General features: G+C 43.0%; 16 protein-coding genes and 1 tRNA gene. All 17 read left to right on the top strand.

Annotated features, from left to right (window positions below; genetic code table 11):
- Nucleotides 1-156: 156 nt before the first annotated feature.
- The 17 genes from BWD47_RS09850 (at nt 157) to truA (ending at nt 18,524) form a co-directional block, all read left to right on the top strand.
- A tRNA-Met gene (locus tag BWD47_RS09850) sits at nt 157-233 on the top strand.
- Nucleotides 234-526: 293 nt separating this feature from the next.
- Nucleotides 527-982, top strand: coding sequence for a ribosome maturation factor RimP (rimP, locus tag BWD47_RS09855; RefSeq protein WP_036969905.1), 456 nt, complete (start codon nt 527-529; stop codon nt 980-982).
- Nucleotides 983-1,020: 38 nt separating this feature from the next.
- Nucleotides 1,021-2,520 (top strand): transcription termination factor NusA, encoded by a 1,500-nt coding sequence (gene nusA, locus BWD47_RS09860; RefSeq protein ID WP_065978792.1) that lies wholly within the window; start codon nt 1,021-1,023, stop codon nt 2,518-2,520.
- A gap of 25 nt (nt 2,521-2,545) precedes the next feature.
- Nucleotides 2,546-5,203 carry a translation initiation factor IF-2 gene (gene infB / locus BWD47_RS09865; RefSeq protein ID WP_065978793.1) on the top strand — a complete coding sequence of 886 codons (2,658 nt, stop codon included), beginning with the start codon at nt 2,546-2,548 and terminating at the stop codon, nt 5,201-5,203.
- Between the two features lie 110 nt (nt 5,204-5,313).
- The gene (gene rbfA / locus BWD47_RS09870; protein WP_036969898.1) at nt 5,314-5,718 is read left to right on the top strand and encodes a 30S ribosome-binding factor RbfA; all 405 of its coding nucleotides are present in this window, start codon (nt 5,314-5,316) and stop codon (nt 5,716-5,718) included.
- The gene (truB, locus tag BWD47_RS09875; RefSeq protein ID WP_075593893.1) at nt 5,718-6,662 is read left to right on the top strand and encodes a tRNA pseudouridine(55) synthase TruB; all 945 of its coding nucleotides are present in this window, start codon (nt 5,718-5,720) and stop codon (nt 6,660-6,662) included. Before rbfA ends, truB begins: the two co-directional genes overlap by 1 nt.
- Nucleotides 6,663-6,770: 108 nt before the next feature.
- Nucleotides 6,771-7,040, top strand: a complete 270-nt coding sequence (gene rpsO / locus BWD47_RS09880) for a 30S ribosomal protein S15 (protein ID WP_036969894.1) — start codon at nt 6,771-6,773, stop codon at nt 7,038-7,040.
- A 258-nt stretch (nt 7,041-7,298) separates the two neighbouring features.
- Nucleotides 7,299-9,431 (top strand): polyribonucleotide nucleotidyltransferase, encoded by a 2,133-nt coding sequence (gene pnp, locus BWD47_RS09885; RefSeq protein WP_036969884.1) that lies wholly within the window; start codon nt 7,299-7,301, stop codon nt 9,429-9,431.
- Nucleotides 9,432-9,556: 125 nt separating this feature from the next.
- Entirely contained in the window at nt 9,557-10,435 is an 879-nt protein-coding gene (nlpI, locus tag BWD47_RS09890) for a lipoprotein NlpI (RefSeq protein WP_036969883.1), read from the top strand.
- Nucleotides 10,436-10,466: 31 nt separating this feature from the next.
- Nucleotides 10,467-11,621 carry a hypothetical protein gene (locus BWD47_RS09895; RefSeq protein ID WP_075593894.1) on the top strand — a complete coding sequence of 385 codons (1,155 nt, stop codon included), beginning with the start codon at nt 10,467-10,469 and terminating at the stop codon, nt 11,619-11,621.
- Between the two features lie 212 nt (nt 11,622-11,833).
- Entirely contained in the window at nt 11,834-14,626 is a 2,793-nt protein-coding gene (locus BWD47_RS09900; RefSeq protein ID WP_075593895.1) for a monovalent cation/H+ antiporter subunit A, read from the top strand.
- Complete coding sequence (locus tag BWD47_RS09905; protein WP_036969879.1) at nt 14,626-14,970, top strand: Na+/H+ antiporter subunit C; 345 nt, start codon at nt 14,626-14,628, stop codon at nt 14,968-14,970. Before BWD47_RS09900 ends, BWD47_RS09905 begins: the two co-directional genes overlap by 1 nt.
- Nucleotides 14,967-16,484, top strand: a complete 1,518-nt coding sequence (locus BWD47_RS09910; protein WP_075593896.1) for a monovalent cation/H+ antiporter subunit D — start codon at nt 14,967-14,969, stop codon at nt 16,482-16,484. Before BWD47_RS09905 ends, BWD47_RS09910 begins: the two co-directional genes overlap by 4 nt.
- The gene (locus BWD47_RS09915) at nt 16,485-17,021 is read left to right on the top strand and encodes a Na+/H+ antiporter subunit E (RefSeq protein ID WP_036969871.1); all 537 of its coding nucleotides are present in this window, start codon (nt 16,485-16,487) and stop codon (nt 17,019-17,021) included. It abuts the gene before it with no gap.
- Nucleotides 17,015-17,284 carry a K+/H+ antiporter subunit F gene (locus tag BWD47_RS09920; RefSeq protein ID WP_036969869.1) on the top strand — a complete coding sequence of 90 codons (270 nt, stop codon included), beginning with the start codon at nt 17,015-17,017 and terminating at the stop codon, nt 17,282-17,284. The genes BWD47_RS09915 and BWD47_RS09920 overlap by 7 nt, the downstream gene beginning before the upstream one ends.
- Before the next feature lie 8 nt (nt 17,285-17,292).
- The gene (locus BWD47_RS09925) at nt 17,293-17,625 is read left to right on the top strand and encodes a Na+/H+ antiporter subunit G (RefSeq protein WP_036969868.1); all 333 of its coding nucleotides are present in this window, start codon (nt 17,293-17,295) and stop codon (nt 17,623-17,625) included.
- 104 nt (nt 17,626-17,729) lie between these two features.
- Nucleotides 17,730-18,524 (top strand): tRNA pseudouridine(38-40) synthase TruA, encoded by a 795-nt coding sequence (gene truA, locus BWD47_RS09930; RefSeq protein WP_036969860.1) that lies wholly within the window; start codon nt 17,730-17,732, stop codon nt 18,522-18,524.
- The last annotated feature ends 103 nt before the right edge of the window (nt 18,525-18,627 follow it).

An 18,627-nucleotide genomic window follows, 5' to 3' on the forward strand; every position in this document is an offset into this window, starting at 1 on the left:
CAAGGTTGTCATTATTTTTTTTCGTAAAAAATTGTCCAACTAATTCATGCCCGAAGGTTGCTAATTGAGCGCTACATGCTTATAATAGCCGCCATTGACTTGATGTGCTTGCCACTCAAGCAAACGATATTAAGTAATTTACTTGATATCCATTGGCGCGGGATGGAGCAGCCTGGTAGCTCGTCGGGCTCATAACCCGAAGGTCGTCGGTTCAAATCCGGCTCCCGCAACCAAATTCATGTTAAAACATCGTAAGTTGTCTTTAACATGCACAGTAATTTTTTACTGTATGAAGTCGCGCATTCTGGGTAATGCGCGTTTTGCGTTTAGGCTATTTAGTTTAATTTAGTCAGGTAATTGACCGCAACCAAGCTTGGCCCTAGGCCACACAGTTTTATGCTTTAGGTGTGACGCCCCGCTTGGTTCGGGGCGTTGTTGTATCTGATCTAGCATGATTTTATGAATCATTATTAAACTCAGTATTTCAGGGCTATATGCCCTTTTTTTGTTTGTATGGAGGATTTTCGTGACAAAACTTGAGCAAGATTTAGTAGCCATGCTCTCACCAGCCGTTGAAATGTTAGGCTTTGAGTTACATGGTCTTGAGTTTGTGCAAGCTGGTCGCCACTCTACATTACGTGTTTACATCGATCATGATGCAGGGATCACGGTAGACAATTGTGCCGACGTAAGTCGTCAAGTTAGCGCAATCTTAGATGTCGAAGACCCAATTACAAACGAATACGATTTGGAAGTGTCGTCTCCTGGTGTTGATCGTCCATTATTCAAACAAGATCACTACGAGAAGGCACAAGGAGAAGAAGTACGCGTGCGTACTAAGCTTCCACAAGATGGTCGCCGTAATTTTAAAGGCGATTTAGTATCAGTTAGCAGTGATATGATCACACTTTCAGCAGATGGGACTGAGCATATGATTATGCTAAGTAACATTGAACGTGCGAACATCATCGCAAAGTTTTAATTCGAGTGCGAAGGAATAGGGCAAGCGAGGCATAACCCATGGCAAAAGAAATATTATTGGTTGCTGAAGCCGTCTCCAATGAGAAAGCGGTTCCAAAAGAAAAGATTTTTGAAGCGTTAGAGTTCGCATTAGCGACTGCAACAAAGAAAAAACACGATGGTGAAATTGACGTTCGCGTATCAATTGACCGTAAAACAGGTAATTACGATACATTCCGTCGCTGGAAAATCGCTCCTGTGCAAGAAGATGGTTCACTTGAGCACCCGTATAGCGAAATCACGCTTGAAGCGGCACAAGTTGAAGACCCTGAATTGCAAATGGGTGATTACGTAGAAGAACAAATTGAGTCAATTAAGTTTGACCGTATTACAACACAAATGGCTAAGCAAGTTATCGTACAAAAAGTACGTGAAGCTGAGCGTGCACTTGTTGTTGAAGAATACAAAGACCAACAAGGTGAGTTAGTAACGGGTGTTGTTAAAAAAGCAACGCGTGATGCTATCGTACTTGACCTTGGTAACAATGCAGAAGCGGTTATTTACCGTGACGACATGCTACCGCGTGAAAACTTCCGTCCGGGCGACCGTATTCGTGGTCTTCTTTACGAAGTTAAACCTGAAGCGCGTGGCGCACAGTTATTCGTAACGCGTTCTAAGCCTGAAATGCTCATGGAGCTATTCCGCATTGAGGTGCCAGAAATTGGCGAAGAAATGATTGAATTACGTGCAGCAGCGCGTGATCCAGGTTCACGTGCGAAAATCGCTGTTAAGTCAAATGACAAACGTATTGACCCAGTAGGTGCCTGTGTAGGTATGCGTGGTGCGCGTGTTCAAGCGGTGTCTACTGAACTTGGTGGCGAGCGTGTTGATATCGTACTTTACGATGATAACCCAGCGCAATTCGTTATTAACGCGATGGCACCTGCTGAGGTAGCATCTATCGTGATGGACGAAGACACGCACTCAATGGATATCGCTGTTGAAGCTGATAACCTAGCGCAAGCAATTGGTCGAAATGGTCAAAACGTTCGTCTTGCTAGCCAGTTAACTGGCTGGGAATTAAACGTAATGACGGTTGATGAAATGCGTGCGAAAAATGAAGCTGAGTCAGACAAGTTAATCAACTTATTTACTGAGTACCTAGATATCGATGATGAGTTTGCAACATTACTAATCAACGAAGGTTTCTCAACCCTTGAAGAAGTTGCTTACGTACCAGCATCAGAGTTTTTAGAAATTGATGGCTTAGACGAAGAAACAGTTGATGTTTTACGTTCACGTGCGAAAGACGCACTGACAACCAAAGCACTTAAAACTGAAGAAAGCCTAGAAGGTGCAGAACCTGCAGAGGACTTATTAGCCCTTGAAGGTTTAGAGCGTCACCTTGCATTCGTTATGGCAAGTAAAGGTGTTATAACATTAGAAGATTTAGCCGAGCAAGGTATCGACGAGTTAGTTGATATCACTGAGCTTTCAGAAGAAGAAGCTGGCAAACTAATTATGGCTGCGCGTAACATTTGTTGGTTCGCAGACGAGTAATTTATTAACGGAGGTATTACACACTATGGCAGAAGTAAATGTTGAAAAACTAGCCGGAGATATTGGTACAACTGTTGATAAGTTACTACAGCAGCTTGAGCAAGCCGGTATTTCTAAAAAAGCAGGTGATATGGTGAGCGAGGCTGAAAAGTCAACGTTACTTGACCACCTTAGCAAGCAGCATGGCGGCACGGGCTCGGAAGGCCCTGCTCGCATGACTTTGCAACGTAAAAGCAAGAGCACACTGAGTGTGACTGGCTCTACAGGTAAAGCAAAGTCTGTACAAGTAGAAGTACGTAAAACACGTACTTATGTTAAGAAAAGCGCCATTGAGCAACAGCAAGAAGAAGAGCGTTTAGCTGCAGAAGAAGCTGCACGTAAAGCAGCAGAGCTTAAAGCCCAGCAAGAAGCTGAGGAGCTAAAAGCGAAACAAGAGGCAGAACGTAAAGCGAAAGAAGAAGCTGAGCGTAAAGCCAAAGAAGAGGCTAAACGCAAAGCTGAAGCTGAGCGTAAAGCGAAACAGAAGCAGATGACCCCAGAACAAAGTGCTAAGTCTGAAAAAGATCGCGCCGAAGCTGAGCGTCTGCAAAAAGAAGCAGAAGAGGCCGCATTGAGAAAAGCTGAAGAAGAAGCGAAACGTCAAGCAGAAGAGGCAAGAAAGCTAGCTGAAGAAAATGAAGCTCGCTGGAAGAAAGAAGAAGAAGAGCGTAAGCAGCGTGAAGAAAGCGCTGATCACCACCTTACGACTTCAACTTATGCACGTGAAGCAGAAGATGAGTCTGATGCTCGTGAAGAGCAAACTGCTCGCCGTGCTAAGAAAAAGAAAAAAGGTCCAGCAAAAGAAAAATTTGTTGCACCTAAAGGTAAAAAAGGCAAGCTTAAAGCGCCTACATCGTTACAGCATGGTTTCCAAAAACCAACCGCAGACGTTAAAAATGAAGTTCGTATCAGTGAAACTATCACTGTTGCTGAACTTGCATCGCGTATGGCTGTTAAAGGTGCCGAAGTTGTTAAAACAATGATGAAAATGGGTGACATGGTTACCATCAACCAAGTGATCGACCAAGAAACAGCACAGCTTGTTGCTGAAGAAATGGGACACAAGGTTATCATTGTTAAAGAAAATGAATTAGAAGAGAAAGTGCTAAACGACCGTAACGAAGAAGGCAAAGCGCTTCCTCGTGCACCGGTTGTGACAGTAATGGGTCACGTTGACCATGGTAAAACGTCAACACTTGACTACATTCGTTCAGCGAAAGTAGCATCAGGTGAAGCGGGTGGTATCACTCAGCACATTGGTGCTTATCATGTTGAAACAAATGGCAACATGATCACGTTCTTAGACACACCAGGTCACGCCGCATTTACCTCAATGCGTGCTCGTGGTGCAAAAGCCACTGATATCGTAATCCTTGTTGTTGCAGCAGATGATGGTGTAATGCCACAAACTAAAGAAGCGGTTCAGCATGCGCGTGCAGCTGGTGTGCCTCTAATCATTGCTGTAAACAAAATGGACAAAGAAGGCGCAGATCCAGATCGCGTTAAAAACGAATTAGCACAGCTAGACGTTATTCCTGAAGAGTGGGGTGGCGACACGCAATTCGTCCATATCTCTGCAAAAACAGGTTTAGGCATTGATGACTTACTTGAAGCGGTATTAATGCAAGCTGAGATCTTAGAACTAACTGCACCATCAGAAGGGATGGCTGCGGGTGTTGTAATCGAATCACGCTTAGATAAAGGCCGTGGTCCAGTTGCATCTATCTTAGTTCAGTCTGGTACGCTTAACCAAGGCGATATCGTACTATGTGGCCTTGAATACGGCCGTGTACGTGCAATGAAAGATGAGAACGGTAAAGACATTAAGTCTGCTGGCCCATCTATTCCTGTAGAGATTCTAGGTCTTTCTGGTATCCCTGCTGCAGGTGATGAAGCAACGGTGGTTAAAGACGAGCGTAAAGCCCGTGAAGTTGCTTTATATCGTCAAGGTAAGTTCCGTGAAGTGAAACTAGCGCGTCAACAAAAAGCGAAGCTTGAAAACATGTTTACTAACATGACTGAAGGCGATGTTTCTGAAGTTAACGTGGTACTTAAAGCGGACGTACAAGGTTCAATTGAAGCAATTGCTGATTCATTAACTAAACTATCTACTGATGAAGTTAAAGTGAAGATTGTTGGTTCAGGCGTAGGTGGTATCACCGAAACTGACGCAACACTTGCAGCAGCCTCTAATGCAATCGTTGTAGGCTTTAACGTTCGTGCCGATGCATCAGCACGTAAAGTGATTGAATCAGAAAACCTAGACCTACGTTACTACAGCGTAATCTACAGCCTGATCGAAGAAGTTAAACAAGCCATGTCTGGTATGCTTGCACCAGAATTTAAGCAAGAGATCATTGGTCTTGCTGAAGTTCGTGACGTGTTTAAGTCACCTAAGATTGGTGCTATCGCAGGTTGTATGGTGACCGAAGGTATCGTTAAGCGTAGCGCACCTATCCGTGTACTTCGTGATAACGTGGTTATCTATGAAGGTGAGCTTGAATCATTACGTCGCTTTAAAGATGACGTAGCTGAAGTTCGTAACGGTATGGAATGTGGTATCGGCGTTAAGAACTATAACGATGTTAAAGTTGGCGACCAAATCGAGGTGTTCGAGACGGTTGAAGTACAACGTTCACTTTAATTTCGTCTAAGTCACTATTATAAATGGGGGCTAAGCCCCCATTTGTGTATTCGTAATTAAATTAACTTATTTATATACATCAATAAGTTATAATTTTAGAGTGAAGTATAATGAGAGAATTTTCTCGCACTGATCGTGTTGCACAGCAAATTCAAAAAGAGATTGCTGTTATTCTTCAACGCGAAATTAAAGACCCGCGCTTAGGTATGGTAACGGTGTCTGCAGTTGAGGTATCTCGCGATCTTTCGTACGCAAAAGTATTTATTACAGTATTCAATACTGATGATGAAGATAAAGCCAAGCAGAGCGCTAAAATCCTGAATGAAGCAACGGGTTATATTCGTTCTTTATTAGGTAAACGCATTCGTGCGCGCATTATGCCAGAGTTACGTTTTGTCATTGATAACTCACTGATGGAAGGTATGCGTATTTCAAATTTAGTGGACTCGGTTATTCGTGAAGATAATGCAAAGCATGTCAACGAAGATGATAGCGAAGAAGGCACTAAAGACTAATGGCTAGACGCAGTAAAGGCCGTGCAATTGACGGCATTTTATTACTTAACAAGCCGAAAGGTATCTCGTCTAATAAAGCATTGCAGCAAGCAAAGGGCATTTACTTTGCACAGAAGGCCGGGCACACCGGCGCGCTCGATCCGCTTGCAACAGGCATGCTGCCGATTTGTTTTGGTGAAGCAACTAAGTTTACCCAGTTTTTGTTAGACACGGACAAAACGTATGTCGTACGCGCTAAACTTGGGGAACGTACAACCACCTCAGATTCGGATGGCGAAGTTGTTGAAACGCGTCCAGTAGCGGTAACTCGTGCTCAACTCGAGCAAAAGATCGCAAGTTTTTTAGGTGAGTCGGACCAATACCCATCAATGTACTCAGCATTAAAATATCAAGGCCAGCCTTTATATAAATATGCACGCGAGGGCATTGAGGTACCGCGTAAATGCCGAAAAATTAATGTGTTTAGTTTAACGCTTGATGAGTTTGATGAAGCAAATAACGAAGTGCAAATGACCGCCCATGTATCGAAAGGGACGTATATTCGCACTATTGTGGATGACCTTGGTGAAAAGTTAGGGTGTGGCGCACACGTTATTATGTTGCACCGAAGTGCTGTTGGTCATTATCCGAGTGATAAAATGGTGACGCTTGAGCAACTTGAAGAAAAATTGCAACAAGCTAAAGCCGATGACGTTGCACCGTCTACTTATTTAGATGCGCTTTTGTTACCCATGGATACCGCGTTGGTTGACTTACCTGTGATTGAAATTAGTAAAGAACAAGGTATGGCATTTAGCCATGGTCAAACCGTGGTGATTGGTAAGCCCGTGCCTGATGGTGTGGTGAAAGTAATGGCTGATGGTATATTCATTGGCACAGGCGAGCGTCATAAAGACGGTCACCTAAAATCAAAGCGTGGTTTATCGAATCAACTGCCTGAGTAAAGATTACCTTGTAGTTATTGCTAAAGCTGGTAGAATACGCCCGCTCAATCGTTTTGGCTGAATTAGTGATCGGCTAAGACACAATTTAAATTAATTTTTGGAGTTACTATGTCACTAAGCAATCAAGAAAAAGTTGAAATCATTGCTAAATTTGCACGCGCTGAAGGCGACACTGGTTCACCTGAAGTACAAGTTGCACTTCTAACGTTCGATATCAACAAGCTTCAAGGTCACTTTGCTGATCACAAGCACGATTTCCACTCACGTCGTGGTCTTCTTCGCAAAGTAAGCCAACGCCGTAAACTGCTTGATTACCTTAAAGGTAAAGACATTGCACGTTACACTGCGTTAATCCAAGAGCTTGGCCTACGTCGCTAAGAACTAGATTACGAGAAAAGGGGCTATATAGCCCCTTTTTTTGTGCGCGTATGAAAGGTATACTAGCGCACAACTTAGTAGCACAGGTTGCTAAGTGTTTGAAAAATCATCATTGCCAATTGTAGTACTTAATTGATTTTACTTAAGGTTAATTAAGTACTGTAATTGGTACTTTGATGGACTATTTTTACCAATTCAGAGATGCAGCCTACGGGCTAATTTTTCTGAGTTGCTTCTACATTTAAAGGACATTTTTAAGTGCAAGCAATTATTAAAGAATTTCAACTAGGTCAACACACTGTGACACTAGAAACAGGTGCTATCGCTCGTCAAGCTGACGGCGCTGTACTTGCAAGCATTGGCGACACTTCAGTACTTGTTACTGTTGTTGGTAAGCGTGATGCACAACCAGGCCAAGACTTTTTCCCACTAACAGTTAACTACCAAGAGCGTATGTACGCAGCGGGTCGTATCCCAGGTGGTTTCCTTAAGCGTGAAGGTCGCCCTAACGATGGCGAAACACTTATTGCACGTTTAATTGACCGTCCAATTCGTCCACTTTTCCCGAATGGCTTCGTAAATGAAGTACAAGTTATCGCGACAGTTGTTTCTGTAAACCCTGAAATCCAACCTGATATGGTTGCAATGATTGGTACATCAGCAGCGCTTGCAATTTCTGGTATTCCATTTAATGGTCCTATCGGTGCATCACGTGTTGGTTTCATCAACGGCGAATACGTTCTAAACCCAACGTTAAAAGAACTTGAAGAAAGCCAACTTGATTTAGTGGTTGCGGGCACAGACAACGCGGTATTAATGGTTGAGTCTGAAGCGAACGTGCTATCTGAAGATGTTATGTTAGGCGCTGTTGTATATGGTCATGAGCAATCTCAGGCTATCATCAACGCAATCAATGAGTTCAAAGCAGAAGCGGGCAAGCCTACATGGGATTGGACTGCACCAGAAAAGAACGTTGCACTTGAAGAGAAAGTAGCTGAACTTGCTGCTGATAAAGTGGGTGAAGCATACCGCATCACTGACAAAGTAGCGCGTAAAGAAGCGTTAGGCGCAGCTAAAGACGCTGTTATTGAAGCGCTTTCTGCTGAGCTTGCTGAAGACGAAACACTTGATACTCAAGAAGTAAGTAAAGTATTTGGTTCTTTAGAGAAGAAAATTGTTCGTGGCCGTATCACTGCCGGTGAAAAACGTATCGATGGTCGTGAACCAGATATGATCCGTGCACTAGACGTAATGACGGGTGTATTACCGCGTACTCACGGTTCTGCTATCTTCACACGTGGTGAAACACAAGCACTTGTTACTGCAACGCTTGGTACAGAACGTGATTCACAGTTAATTGATGATTTAACGGGCACGCACAAAAACCACTTCATGCTTAACTACAATTTCCCTCCGTTCTGCGTAGGTGAAACAGGTTTTGTTGGTTCACCTAAGCGTCGTGAAATCGGCCACGGTAACTTAGCTAAGCGTGGTATCCAAGCTGTAATGCCAACACTAACTGAGTTCCCTTACTCAATCCGTGTTGTATCTGAGATCACCGAGTCTAACGGTTCATCTTCAATGGCGTCTGTATGTGGTACTTCTCTTGCGTTAATGAACGCGGGTGTGCCTATTAAAGCCTCTGTTGCAGGTATTGCGATGGGTCTTGTTAAAGAAGAAGAAAACTTTGTTGTTCTTTCTGACATCTTAGGTGATGAAGATCACTTAGGTGACATGGACTTTAAAGTTGCGGGTACTTCAGACGGTATCACTGCACTTCAAATGGATATCAAAATCGAAGGTATCACACAAGAAATCATGCAAATCGCGCTTAAACAAGCAAAAGCTGCACGTTTACACATCTTAGGTGTAATGGACGAAGCGATTTCTGCTCCTTCTGAAGAGTTATCTCAGTTCGCTCCACGTATCTACACGATGCAAATTCCGGCGAAGAAAATTGCTGAAGTAATTGGTAAAGGTGGCGCAACGATTCGTCAACTTACTGAAGAAACAGGCACAACGATTGAAATCGAAGACGATGGTACAATCAAAATTGCAGCAACTGACGGCATTAGCGCAAATAATGCAATCAAGCGCATTGAGCAATTAACAGCAGAACTTGAAGTAGGCACAATCTACACAGGTAAAGTTGTTCGTATCGTTGATTTTGGTGCATTCGTTAATATCCTTCCGGGTAAAGATGGCCTAGTGCATATTTCTCAAATCAGCACTGAGCGCGTAAACAACGTTACTGATCACTTAAGCGAAGGCCAAGAAGTACAAGTAAAAGTACTTGAGGTTGACCGCCAAGGTCGCGTACGTTTAAGTATCAAAGAAGCGATGGCACCGGCTGCTGAAGAAACAGCAGAAGCGCCTAAAGACGCTGAATAAGGTTTGATTTTCCAGTAATTTACTGGATACAAGAAAAAGGGGCTGTTTAGCCCCTTTTTTTATGCTTTAATGAAACTCAATCGCTTCAACTTTGTCTACAGAGAATTCAGGTATTAAGGACTTTAATGATTTTTAAACACTTAGCATTGACAGCTGTGGCTATTTTTTCTTTAAGTGCATGTCAAACAACTTCTCAGCCTGAGTCAGTCCCTATTGTTAATGTGCCGTTCACCGCACCATTAGCGTCTGATTTTCGAAATGAAATTACCATAGCCCGTTATTCAGAGCTGCTTAATCGCACCGATTTAAGTGCAGAACAACAAGCAAAACTTTATTATGATCGCGGTGTGTTATTTGACAGTTTGGGCATGTCGACATTAGCGCGTATAGACTTTAATCGGGCCATTAAACTAAAGCCTGATTTAGCAGAAGTGTATAACTTTTTAGGTATTCATCACACGCTTATGCAACAGTATGAGCAGGCGTATGAGCTTTTTGACTCGGCGCTGGAACTCAATGAACAGCATGAATATGCTTATTTAAACCGCGGGATAGCGTTGTATTATGGAAATCGTCCATTATTAGCGCAAGACGACTTACAGCAGTTTTTAGACCGCTCACCCAGTGACCCTTATCGTGTTTTATGGCTTTACCTAGCACAAGCAGACGCTGACAAGCAGCAAGCGCTGATTGATTTAAAAGCCAATTCACAAGGGGTTGACGAATCCCAATGGGGTTATCAATTACTTGCATTGTATTTAGGCGAAATCAGTGAGTTTGAATTCTTATCAGGTATTATTGAAGGGGTTACTTCTGAGCAAGAGTATGCGCATCGTTTATGCGAGGCGTATTTCTATCTAGCTAAATTACATCAAGCAGCAGGTAATGATTACATTGCGGCTGATTATTTTAGGCTTGCTCTTGCAACAAATGTGCATGAGTTTGTTGAATATAAATATGCGCGTCTAGAGCTTGAGTTAATGGCTGGTGAAGACGCGAGCTAATGTTTACCTGATAGGCGGGTTATTACTGAGCTTGAGCACTCTCTCAAGCTCGGTATCTGACTTCACGCCTTCGTATCTTTATTATTTTAATAAAACCCCAACACGTGCTGTGGCCATTTTCTATTTGGCTCCCACTGTTGTGAGTTCAAACCTTACCCTTGTTGATAATGTTCAATTACGGCAACTCGCTGAACTAGGTGAGTTAGATGCTCATTACCAACTCGCATTACGCTTTCTACAACAAGGTAACCCTGCGGCAGCTAAGCTGTGGTGGCAATCCGAGTTTGATAATTATGCTGTGGACCAGCAACAAGCCTTAGCAGACAACTTGATTGCTCAGCAGCAGTGGCAGTCAATTGAATGGTTGTGGCAAACGAATCGTTTGCCACAAGGCGATGCGAGGCAAGCTTGGTTGTTACGCCAGCGCTCGGATGCAGAGTATATAAAGGCCGATTTTGCAAAACGTCACAATTTTTCATTGTCATTACACACAGTGAGTGTCATGCCACAGTGTAAATTTAATGTGTTGATGTTGACTGATCATCATGCAGGAATTAATGCACTGAAATCATTTAAACGTTTTTACCAAGCTAAACCAGAGCCAGAGAAGAATAGTTTTTGCTTTAGTGAAATTGTCTACGTTGGCGATCAGTTTTCTTGCCGTAATCATGATATGGCAGTTCAGTGTAATTGGGAAAACGCTGTTGCATACAATTGGCCTGCAGGCTTTGACTTTATCGTAATGATGTCAGAGTCGGGCGCGGCAAATGTGGTTGGGGGGATTATGCATATTAATTCTCAACAGAGCTATCAAGTGTTTTTGCATGAGCTAATGCACTTTAATGGTTTTGAGGATGAATACCCACTTCCAGAGAAAAAACAGCAGTGGTTGTGTAAACAGCAGGGTAAAGTGGCGCCTAATTTATTCATTGCCAATGATGTATTGCCACCAAGTGGTTGGCAGAAGAGCCGCGCATGCAAGAATTCAATGGCGTATAAACCCAGTCCTAATTGGTCAATTATGCAATACCAAACAATGGCGTTATCACAGCAATACAGACAACTTTGGCAAAAACAAATTAACCAGCCCTTAACAAAGCCGATAAGGTTTATTGATTACTTCACGTTTTTAGGTGTAAAGCCAACGATAACAACAACTTCAAGCTTGGATAAATTTTCTGACTAATCGTAGAATTATTGCTATTTTAACACACAAAGCGGTTAAAAAATGTGCAAATAGGCTGCTCTCCTATAGACAAAATAGCACCTGATCAGTATAACTATACGCACTGTAAGCTTTTTTTGAAGCCAACTTTTAACCATCCAAATGAACAGTACGCACCTAACTATAACTAGCAGCGGTATTGATATTCTTATGACACAAAAAGGCTCCTTATTATGACTTTGCTCTGGATACCCCTGTTATCCTTAATCGGCAGTGTTATTTCATCCTGCACTTCAAAACTAACGCGAAATCAAAGTACGGCTTTGACCATGTTAGCGCCTTTGATTGCCCTTGGAATTGTATTCTCGTTTACGCCTGCGGTTTTTTCTGGCGAAATAATCCGTTATAGCGCGGACTGGATCCCGCTACTCAACATGCAAGTTTCATTTAGGCTTGACGGCCTAACCTTGCTGTTTCTGTATATGATATTAGGCATTGGTGTCTTGGTCATATTCTATGCTCGCTATTACCTGAGCAAAGATGACTCTTTACCGAAGTTGTACTGCTATCTAATGCTATTCATGACAGCCATGGTTGGCATTGTTATGTCAAATAACGTGATTCAATTATGGCTATTTTGGGAGCTAACCAGCATTAGCTCGTTTTTACTAATTAGCTATTGGTGGGATAAGTCAGAAGCACGTAAAGGTGCGCGCATGGCATTGGCAATTACTGGTGCAGGTGGTTTAGCGTTATTAGCGGGTTTATTACTCATCGGCGATATTGTTGGTAGTTATAATTTAGATGTTATTTTAGCCAGTAAGACACTGATTCAATCGCATGATTTATATGAAGTGGCATTGGTACTTGTGCTGTTGGGGGCGTTTACTAAATCGGCGCAATTCCCATTCCATTTTTGGTTACCGCATGCCATGGCAGCGCCAACACCTGTGAGTGCGTATTTACACTCGGCAACCATGGTTAAAGCAGGGATCTTTTTACTCGCCCGTTTTTATCCTGCCTTATCAGGAACCGATACGTGGTTTATTTTGGTTGCTATGACAGGGTTATCAACGTTGCTTGTTGGTGCTTACGTTGCGCTCTTTAAGCATGATCTAAAAGGGCTGCTTGCCTACTCAACAATTAGTCATTTGGGCCTTATTACCTTATTGCTTGGTTTAGATACAGAGCTTGCGACTGTGGCCGCTATTTTTCATATTATTAACCATGCGACATTTAAAGCGTCTTTATTTATGGCCACCGGTATTATTGACCATGAAACGGGCACACGCGATATGCGTAAACTCAATGGTATGTGGCATTTTATGCCATATACCGCCACATTAGCAATGGTCGCAGCAGCGGCAATGGCGGGTGTGCCACTACTGAACGGCTTTTTATCGAAAGAGATGTTTTTTGCAGAAACACTGCATCAACAAGTGCTTGGTTCAATGTCATGGTTAATCCCTGTTTTAGCGACCGTTGCAGGTGCGCTCTCAGTCGCTTATTCGGCGCGATTTATTCATGATGTCTTTTTTAATGGTGACCCAATTGATTTGCCAAAAACGCCTCATGAACCGCCGCGCTATATGCGAGTACCAATCGAAATATTAGTCGTAGTGTGCATATTAGTCGGTATGTTCCCGCATTTTGCGGTCAGCGATATTTTGGCTTCAGCGTCATTTGCCGTTTTAGGTGATGCGGCGCCAGCCTATAAGTTGTCTGTTTGGCATGGTTTAAACCTTCCGCTGTTAATGAGCTTTATTGCGACCTGTTGCGGTATCATCATTTATGTGCAGCGCAAACACCTGTTCCATTTCCAAGCATCGCTCCCCACGCTGAATGCTAAAAAAGGATTCGACCTTGGCTTGTACAGTGTTATTAAGTGGTCGCAACAGAAAGTTAATCGTATCGAAAATGGCTCGCTGCAACGCTATGCTTTTGTGATGATTGCGGTGGTTCTTTTATGTGCAGGTTGGCCACTGTTTGAAATGCGCCAACTAGCAGGGGCAAGTGAACTAACGCCGATTGATTTTCATAATGCGATAGGGGCTGGCTTATTAATTATTGGTGCGCTGGCAACTGTTATTTGGCATCGCTCTCGTATGATTTCACTGATCATGATTTCAATCGTGGGCTTAATGGTATCGGTCGCATTTACTCGATTCTCGGCACCTGACTTAGCATTAACTCAATTAACGGTTGAAGTAGTGACTGTTATTCTACTGATGCTTGCGCTGTTTTTCTTACCACAGCGCACACCAAAAGAATCAAGCTCATTACGCATGTTACGTGACCTAGGTATATCCTCTGCATTTGGTGTTGTTATAGCAAGTATCTGTTATGCACTCCTAACTAGACCGCTTGAGTCTATTTCAGACTTTTTTGTGGCAAATGCAAAAACAGGCGGTGGGGGAACCAACGTTGTAAATGTGATCCTTGTTGATTTTAGGGGATTCGATACATTAGGTGAAATCACCGTGTTAGGTATCGCTGCACTGGGTATTTATAAACTATTAATTAACTTGCCATTATTTATGCCAGCAAGTGACAGTGAAGGGCGACCTTGGGCACGTGAACGATACCCCATTTTACTTGCCAGTATTTCACAAAGCTTATTACCGCTTGCGTTATTGGTGTCTGCGTACATTTTCTTGCGTGGTCATAACTTACCAGGAGGCGGTTTTATAGCGGGGTTAGTGACTGCGATTGCCTTTATTTTGCAATATATGGCTAACGGTTCTAACTGGATTGCGGCACGTTTTGATGTGAATTACCGTAAGATTATCGCTTCCGGTATTGCCATAGCCTTATTCACGGGGTTAGGAAGTTGGGTGTTTGGGCGTCCATTCTTAACAACATGGTTTGATTATTTTGATATACCGCTAGTCGGCAAGACAGAACTTGCCAGTGCTATCATGTTTGATTTAGGTGTGTATTTAACTGTTGTAGGTGCAACGCTGATGATTTTAGCAAGTTTAGGAAAACTCACTGCTGATACACCCAAGCAAGAGGTAAATATTTAATGGAAGTATTGTACGCATCATGCGTGGGCGTGCTTGTCGCGTGTGGAATTTACTTAATTTTAAGAGCACGAACCTTTCCGGTGGTGCTTGGTTTAACCATGTTATCGTACGCGGTAAACCTATTTTTATTCTCATCAGGCCGTTTAACAATCAATAAAGCGGCTGTGCTTGGCAGTGGCAGTGAATATGCCGATCCGTTACCGCAAGCGTTAGTATTAACGGCCATTGTTATTGGCTTTGCAATGACGGCATTTGTGGTGATTTTATCTATTCGTGGTCGCGCAGATTTAGGTAACGACCATGTAGACGGACACCTGGTTAAATCGTCGAAGGAGCAAAAATGATCCAGCATTTAGCTTCATTGCCTATTTTAATCCCTATGCTAACAGGCGTTATACTTTTAATGCCGCCCTGTGGGAAAAACCTCTATATTCGCCGTGTTATGTCGGTGATTATGGCTGTGATCACCGTGCTCATTAGCGCTGGTTTATTAGTGTATGTGAATGATACTACGCCACTTGTGTATGCTATTGGCGATTGGTCAGCACCGTTTGGCATTGTATTAGTGGCCGACAGATTAGCGACATTGTTAGTGCTTTTAACCAGTTTACTGGGGGCTGTTGTTGTACTTTATAGCTGTGCCGGAGATGACAAAAAAGGCAGTTTTTTCCACCCATTAGTGCACTTTTTGATCTTAGGTGTGAATGGCGCGTTCTTAACGGGAGATGTCTTTAACCTGTTCGTCTTTTTTGAAGTATTGCTCATCGCTTCATACTCATTATTAATGCATGCTGGCGACAAACACAACACCCGAGCTGCGTTGCAATATGTGATTTTAAATTTAATTGGTTCAAGCGTGTTCCTGATAGCATTAGGCGTGCTCTACGGTGTACTAGGCACATTGAATATTGCTGATTTAGCCCAAAAAGTGCCTTTGCTTACAGGGGATGATGTTTATTTAGCAAAAGTAGGTGGTTTGTTGCTTATTGTCGTGTTTGCGTTAAAAGGTGCGTTATTACCGCTGCACCTATGGCTGCCGAACACCTACGCAAGCGCATTACCGGTTGTGGCTGCACTCTTTGCTATTATGACTAAAGTGGGTGTATACGCCATGCTGCGTGTATACACCGTTATTTTTGGTGATAATGCAGGCGAGCTTGCGCACATGGCTCAACCGTGGTTATGGGGTTTAGCACTTGCTACCATTGTAATGGGGGCCATTGGTGTCCTTGCCAGCCAAGACTTTAGAAAACTGGTGGCCAACTTAGTCATCGTATCAGTCGGTACGTTAGTGGCACTTGTTGCGCTTCAAAATGTAGCGGCAACTGCGGCATTACTCTATTACTTAGTGCATTCGACTATCGTGTGCGCCGTGTTGTTTTTACTTGCTGACTTGGTCGCGCTTCAGCGTGGTAAAGTTGCAGACCGTTTAGTTGCAGGACGCGCTGTCGCTCAGCCGTTTTTGTTGGGAATTAGTTTTGTGATAGCCGCACTTACAGTTGTGGGTATGCCACCGCTGTCGGGCTTTGTGGGTAAAATTTGGATTTTGAAGAGTACCCTAGATAGCGAAAAAGCCATGTTATTTTGGCCTATTTACCTTTTAGCGAGTTTGGCTGTTTTGGTGGCTGTTTCTCGTGCAGGTACAAGCTTGTTTTGGGATCATAAACACAAAGACAGCGATGCAATAAAAGGCGTCAATGCACACCCACTGAAAGTGATTGCATTAATGACGCTATTAATTTGCTCGCCGTTGATGGTTATTTTTGCTGGGCCAGTGTCTGAATTTATGTTGGCGACCTCAGAGCAACTGTTCGACATAAACAGTGGTATCAATGATGTTTTACATGGAGGCCAGTAAATGCGGTTAGAAGCTCGTTTTCGTTGGCTACCTACGCCATTTCGCAGCGTATTATTATTTATTGTGTGGCTGCTATTAAATAATAGCGTGTCACCTGGGCACCTATTGTTGGCTGCTTTCTTTGCTATCACGATCCCGTGGATTACTTTTCCATTTCGTGACCCGCAACCGTTAATTGTAAGACCGGGGCTGGCATTTAGACATTTATTGTTAGTTTTATACGATATTGTCACAGCCAATTTGCAAGTTGCACTTTTAATTTTGGGACCAACTAAAAAGTTGCGTCCGGGGTTTGTTAAAGTGCCTCTCGATTTAAGTCATGAAATGCCAATCACAATTTTGGCAAGCACCGTGTCGCTAACCCCAGGTACGGTAAGTGCTGAGGTGTATCCTATTCCTGAATCACTTGCGGAAGGGGAAGAAGTACAGCAACGCTATTTGTTAATTCATGTCTTGGACTTAGCAGATGAACAGGTGTTAATTAATACGATTAAGCAGCGCTACGAAGCACCGCTTAAGGAGATTTTTCGATGCTAGACACGGTTTTTTTAATTGTTTACGCCATGATCGCAATATCGTTATTGCTTAACTTGTGGCGTTTGATTGCAGGGCCATCAGTGCCTGATCGCATTTTGGCTCTTGATACTATGTTTATCAACACCATCGCATTGATTATTCTGTATGGGATGAGCATGGATACAGGGCTTTATTTTGAAGCGGCTTTACTTATCGCCATGTTGGGCTTTGTGAGCACCGTCGCTGTATGTAAGTACCTGCTACGCGGCGATATTATTGAATAAGGTAACAGATGATGAGTGAGTGGATTGTATCAATCTTATTATTAATTGGTGGTTGCTTTATTTTAATAGGCTCAATAGGGTTAGTTAAAATGCCTGATTTTTTCATGCGTTTACATGGGCCAACGAAAGCAACAACATTAGGTATGGCATCGTTACTCATTGCTGCCATGGTTTATTTTACTTACACCCACGATGGCGTGAGCGTAAAAGAAATTTTAATTTCTATCTTTTTATTAATTACCGCACCTATCAGTGGCTACATGCTCATTAAGTCGGCAATACATCATAAGCTACGGGCTAAAGAAGGCACGAAGGGCTTAGATAATATTGAAGACGATTAATATCTGAGCACACAGCATTGTGTGATCTGCGATGGTGGCTTTTATTGCGCTCGTAGATCGCATAAAATGCCCCGTCATTAAGCACACTAGGTAAATATGTCATTATGCGAGTAGCACTTGGAGTAGAGTACAACGGCGCACGTTATAGTGGTTGGCAGCGCCAGTCACATGTTAATAGCGTACAACAAGAAGTAGAAACTGCGTTGTCGCGCATTTGTAATCACCCCGTTGAAATAGTCTGTGCTGGCCGAACTGATGCTGGAGTGCATGGCACTGGGCAAGTCGTGCACTTTGATACACACGCAGAACGTGAAATGGTCGCGTTTACGATGGGCATGAATACCTTACTGCCTAAAGATATTTCGATACGTTTTGCAAAGCCTGTTGATGAAGATTTTCATGCTCGCTTTAGTGCGACGGCGCGTCGATATCGTTACGTGATTTACAATTACACTTATCGTGGCGCAATTATGAGCGAAGGGGTGACGCACTTTCATCACCCATTAGATGAAACTAAAATGCAAGCAGCCTGTCAGTATTTAATAGGTGAGCATGACTTTACTTCGTTTCGCGCACTGCATTGCCAAGCGAATACGGCAAATAGAACGATTCATCACTTGTCTGTAAAACGTCAGGGTGACTATGTCGTTATTGACATTAAAGCCAATGCATTTTTGCACCATATGGTGAGAAATATCACGGGCTGTTTAATGGATATTGGCTTACATAAGCATGAGCCAGTGTGGTTAAAAGAATTACTTGATTTAAAAGAGCGTGCAAAGGCAAGTGCCACTGCAAAAGCGGCGGGACTGTATTTAGTGGACGTGGATTACCCTGAGCATTTTGGTATTCCTAAAACCCCATTAGGACCTTTGTTCTTACCTGATTCAGATAGTTAACTGCGAAAGGCTCACTACTAAGACCAGTTTTTTATATCGTCTGCGGGTAATTCATGTTTTAATTGAAAAAATCTGTCTGCTTATTTCTTGTGTAAATTACTAA

The sequence above is a fragment of the Pseudoalteromonas sp. PAB 2.2 genome (assembly GCF_001938575.1).
Classification (GTDB): Bacteria; Pseudomonadota; Gammaproteobacteria; order Enterobacterales; family Alteromonadaceae; genus Pseudoalteromonas; species Pseudoalteromonas lipolytica.

Coding starts and splice junctions, on each gene's coding strand:
- nlpI (WP_036969883.1), top strand. CDS start 9,557: ATGATTTTTAAACACTTAGCATTGACAGCTGTGGCTATTTTTTCTTTA.
- BWD47_RS09905 (WP_036969879.1), top strand. CDS start 14,626: ATGGAAGTATTGTACGCATCATGCGTGGGCGTGCTTGTCGCGTGTGGA.
- BWD47_RS09915 (WP_036969871.1), top strand. CDS start 16,485: ATGCGGTTAGAAGCTCGTTTTCGTTGGCTACCTACGCCATTTCGCAGC.
- infB (WP_065978793.1), top strand. CDS start 2,546: ATGGCAGAAGTAAATGTTGAAAAACTAGCCGGAGATATTGGTACAACT.
- nusA (WP_065978792.1), top strand. CDS start 1,021: ATGGCAAAAGAAATATTATTGGTTGCTGAAGCCGTCTCCAATGAGAAA.
- BWD47_RS09900 (WP_075593895.1), top strand. CDS start 11,834: ATGACTTTGCTCTGGATACCCCTGTTATCCTTAATCGGCAGTGTTATT.
- rpsO (WP_036969894.1), top strand. CDS start 6,771: ATGTCACTAAGCAATCAAGAAAAAGTTGAAATCATTGCTAAATTTGCA.
- truB (WP_075593893.1), top strand. CDS start 5,718: ATGGCTAGACGCAGTAAAGGCCGTGCAATTGACGGCATTTTATTACTT.
- BWD47_RS09920 (WP_036969869.1), top strand. CDS start 17,015: ATGCTAGACACGGTTTTTTTAATTGTTTACGCCATGATCGCAATATCG.
- truA (WP_036969860.1), top strand. CDS start 17,730: ATGCGAGTAGCACTTGGAGTAGAGTACAACGGCGCACGTTATAGTGGT.
- BWD47_RS09910 (WP_075593896.1), top strand. CDS start 14,967: ATGATCCAGCATTTAGCTTCATTGCCTATTTTAATCCCTATGCTAACA.
- rbfA (WP_036969898.1), top strand. CDS start 5,314: ATGAGAGAATTTTCTCGCACTGATCGTGTTGCACAGCAAATTCAAAAA.
- BWD47_RS09925 (WP_036969868.1), top strand. CDS start 17,293: ATGATGAGTGAGTGGATTGTATCAATCTTATTATTAATTGGTGGTTGC.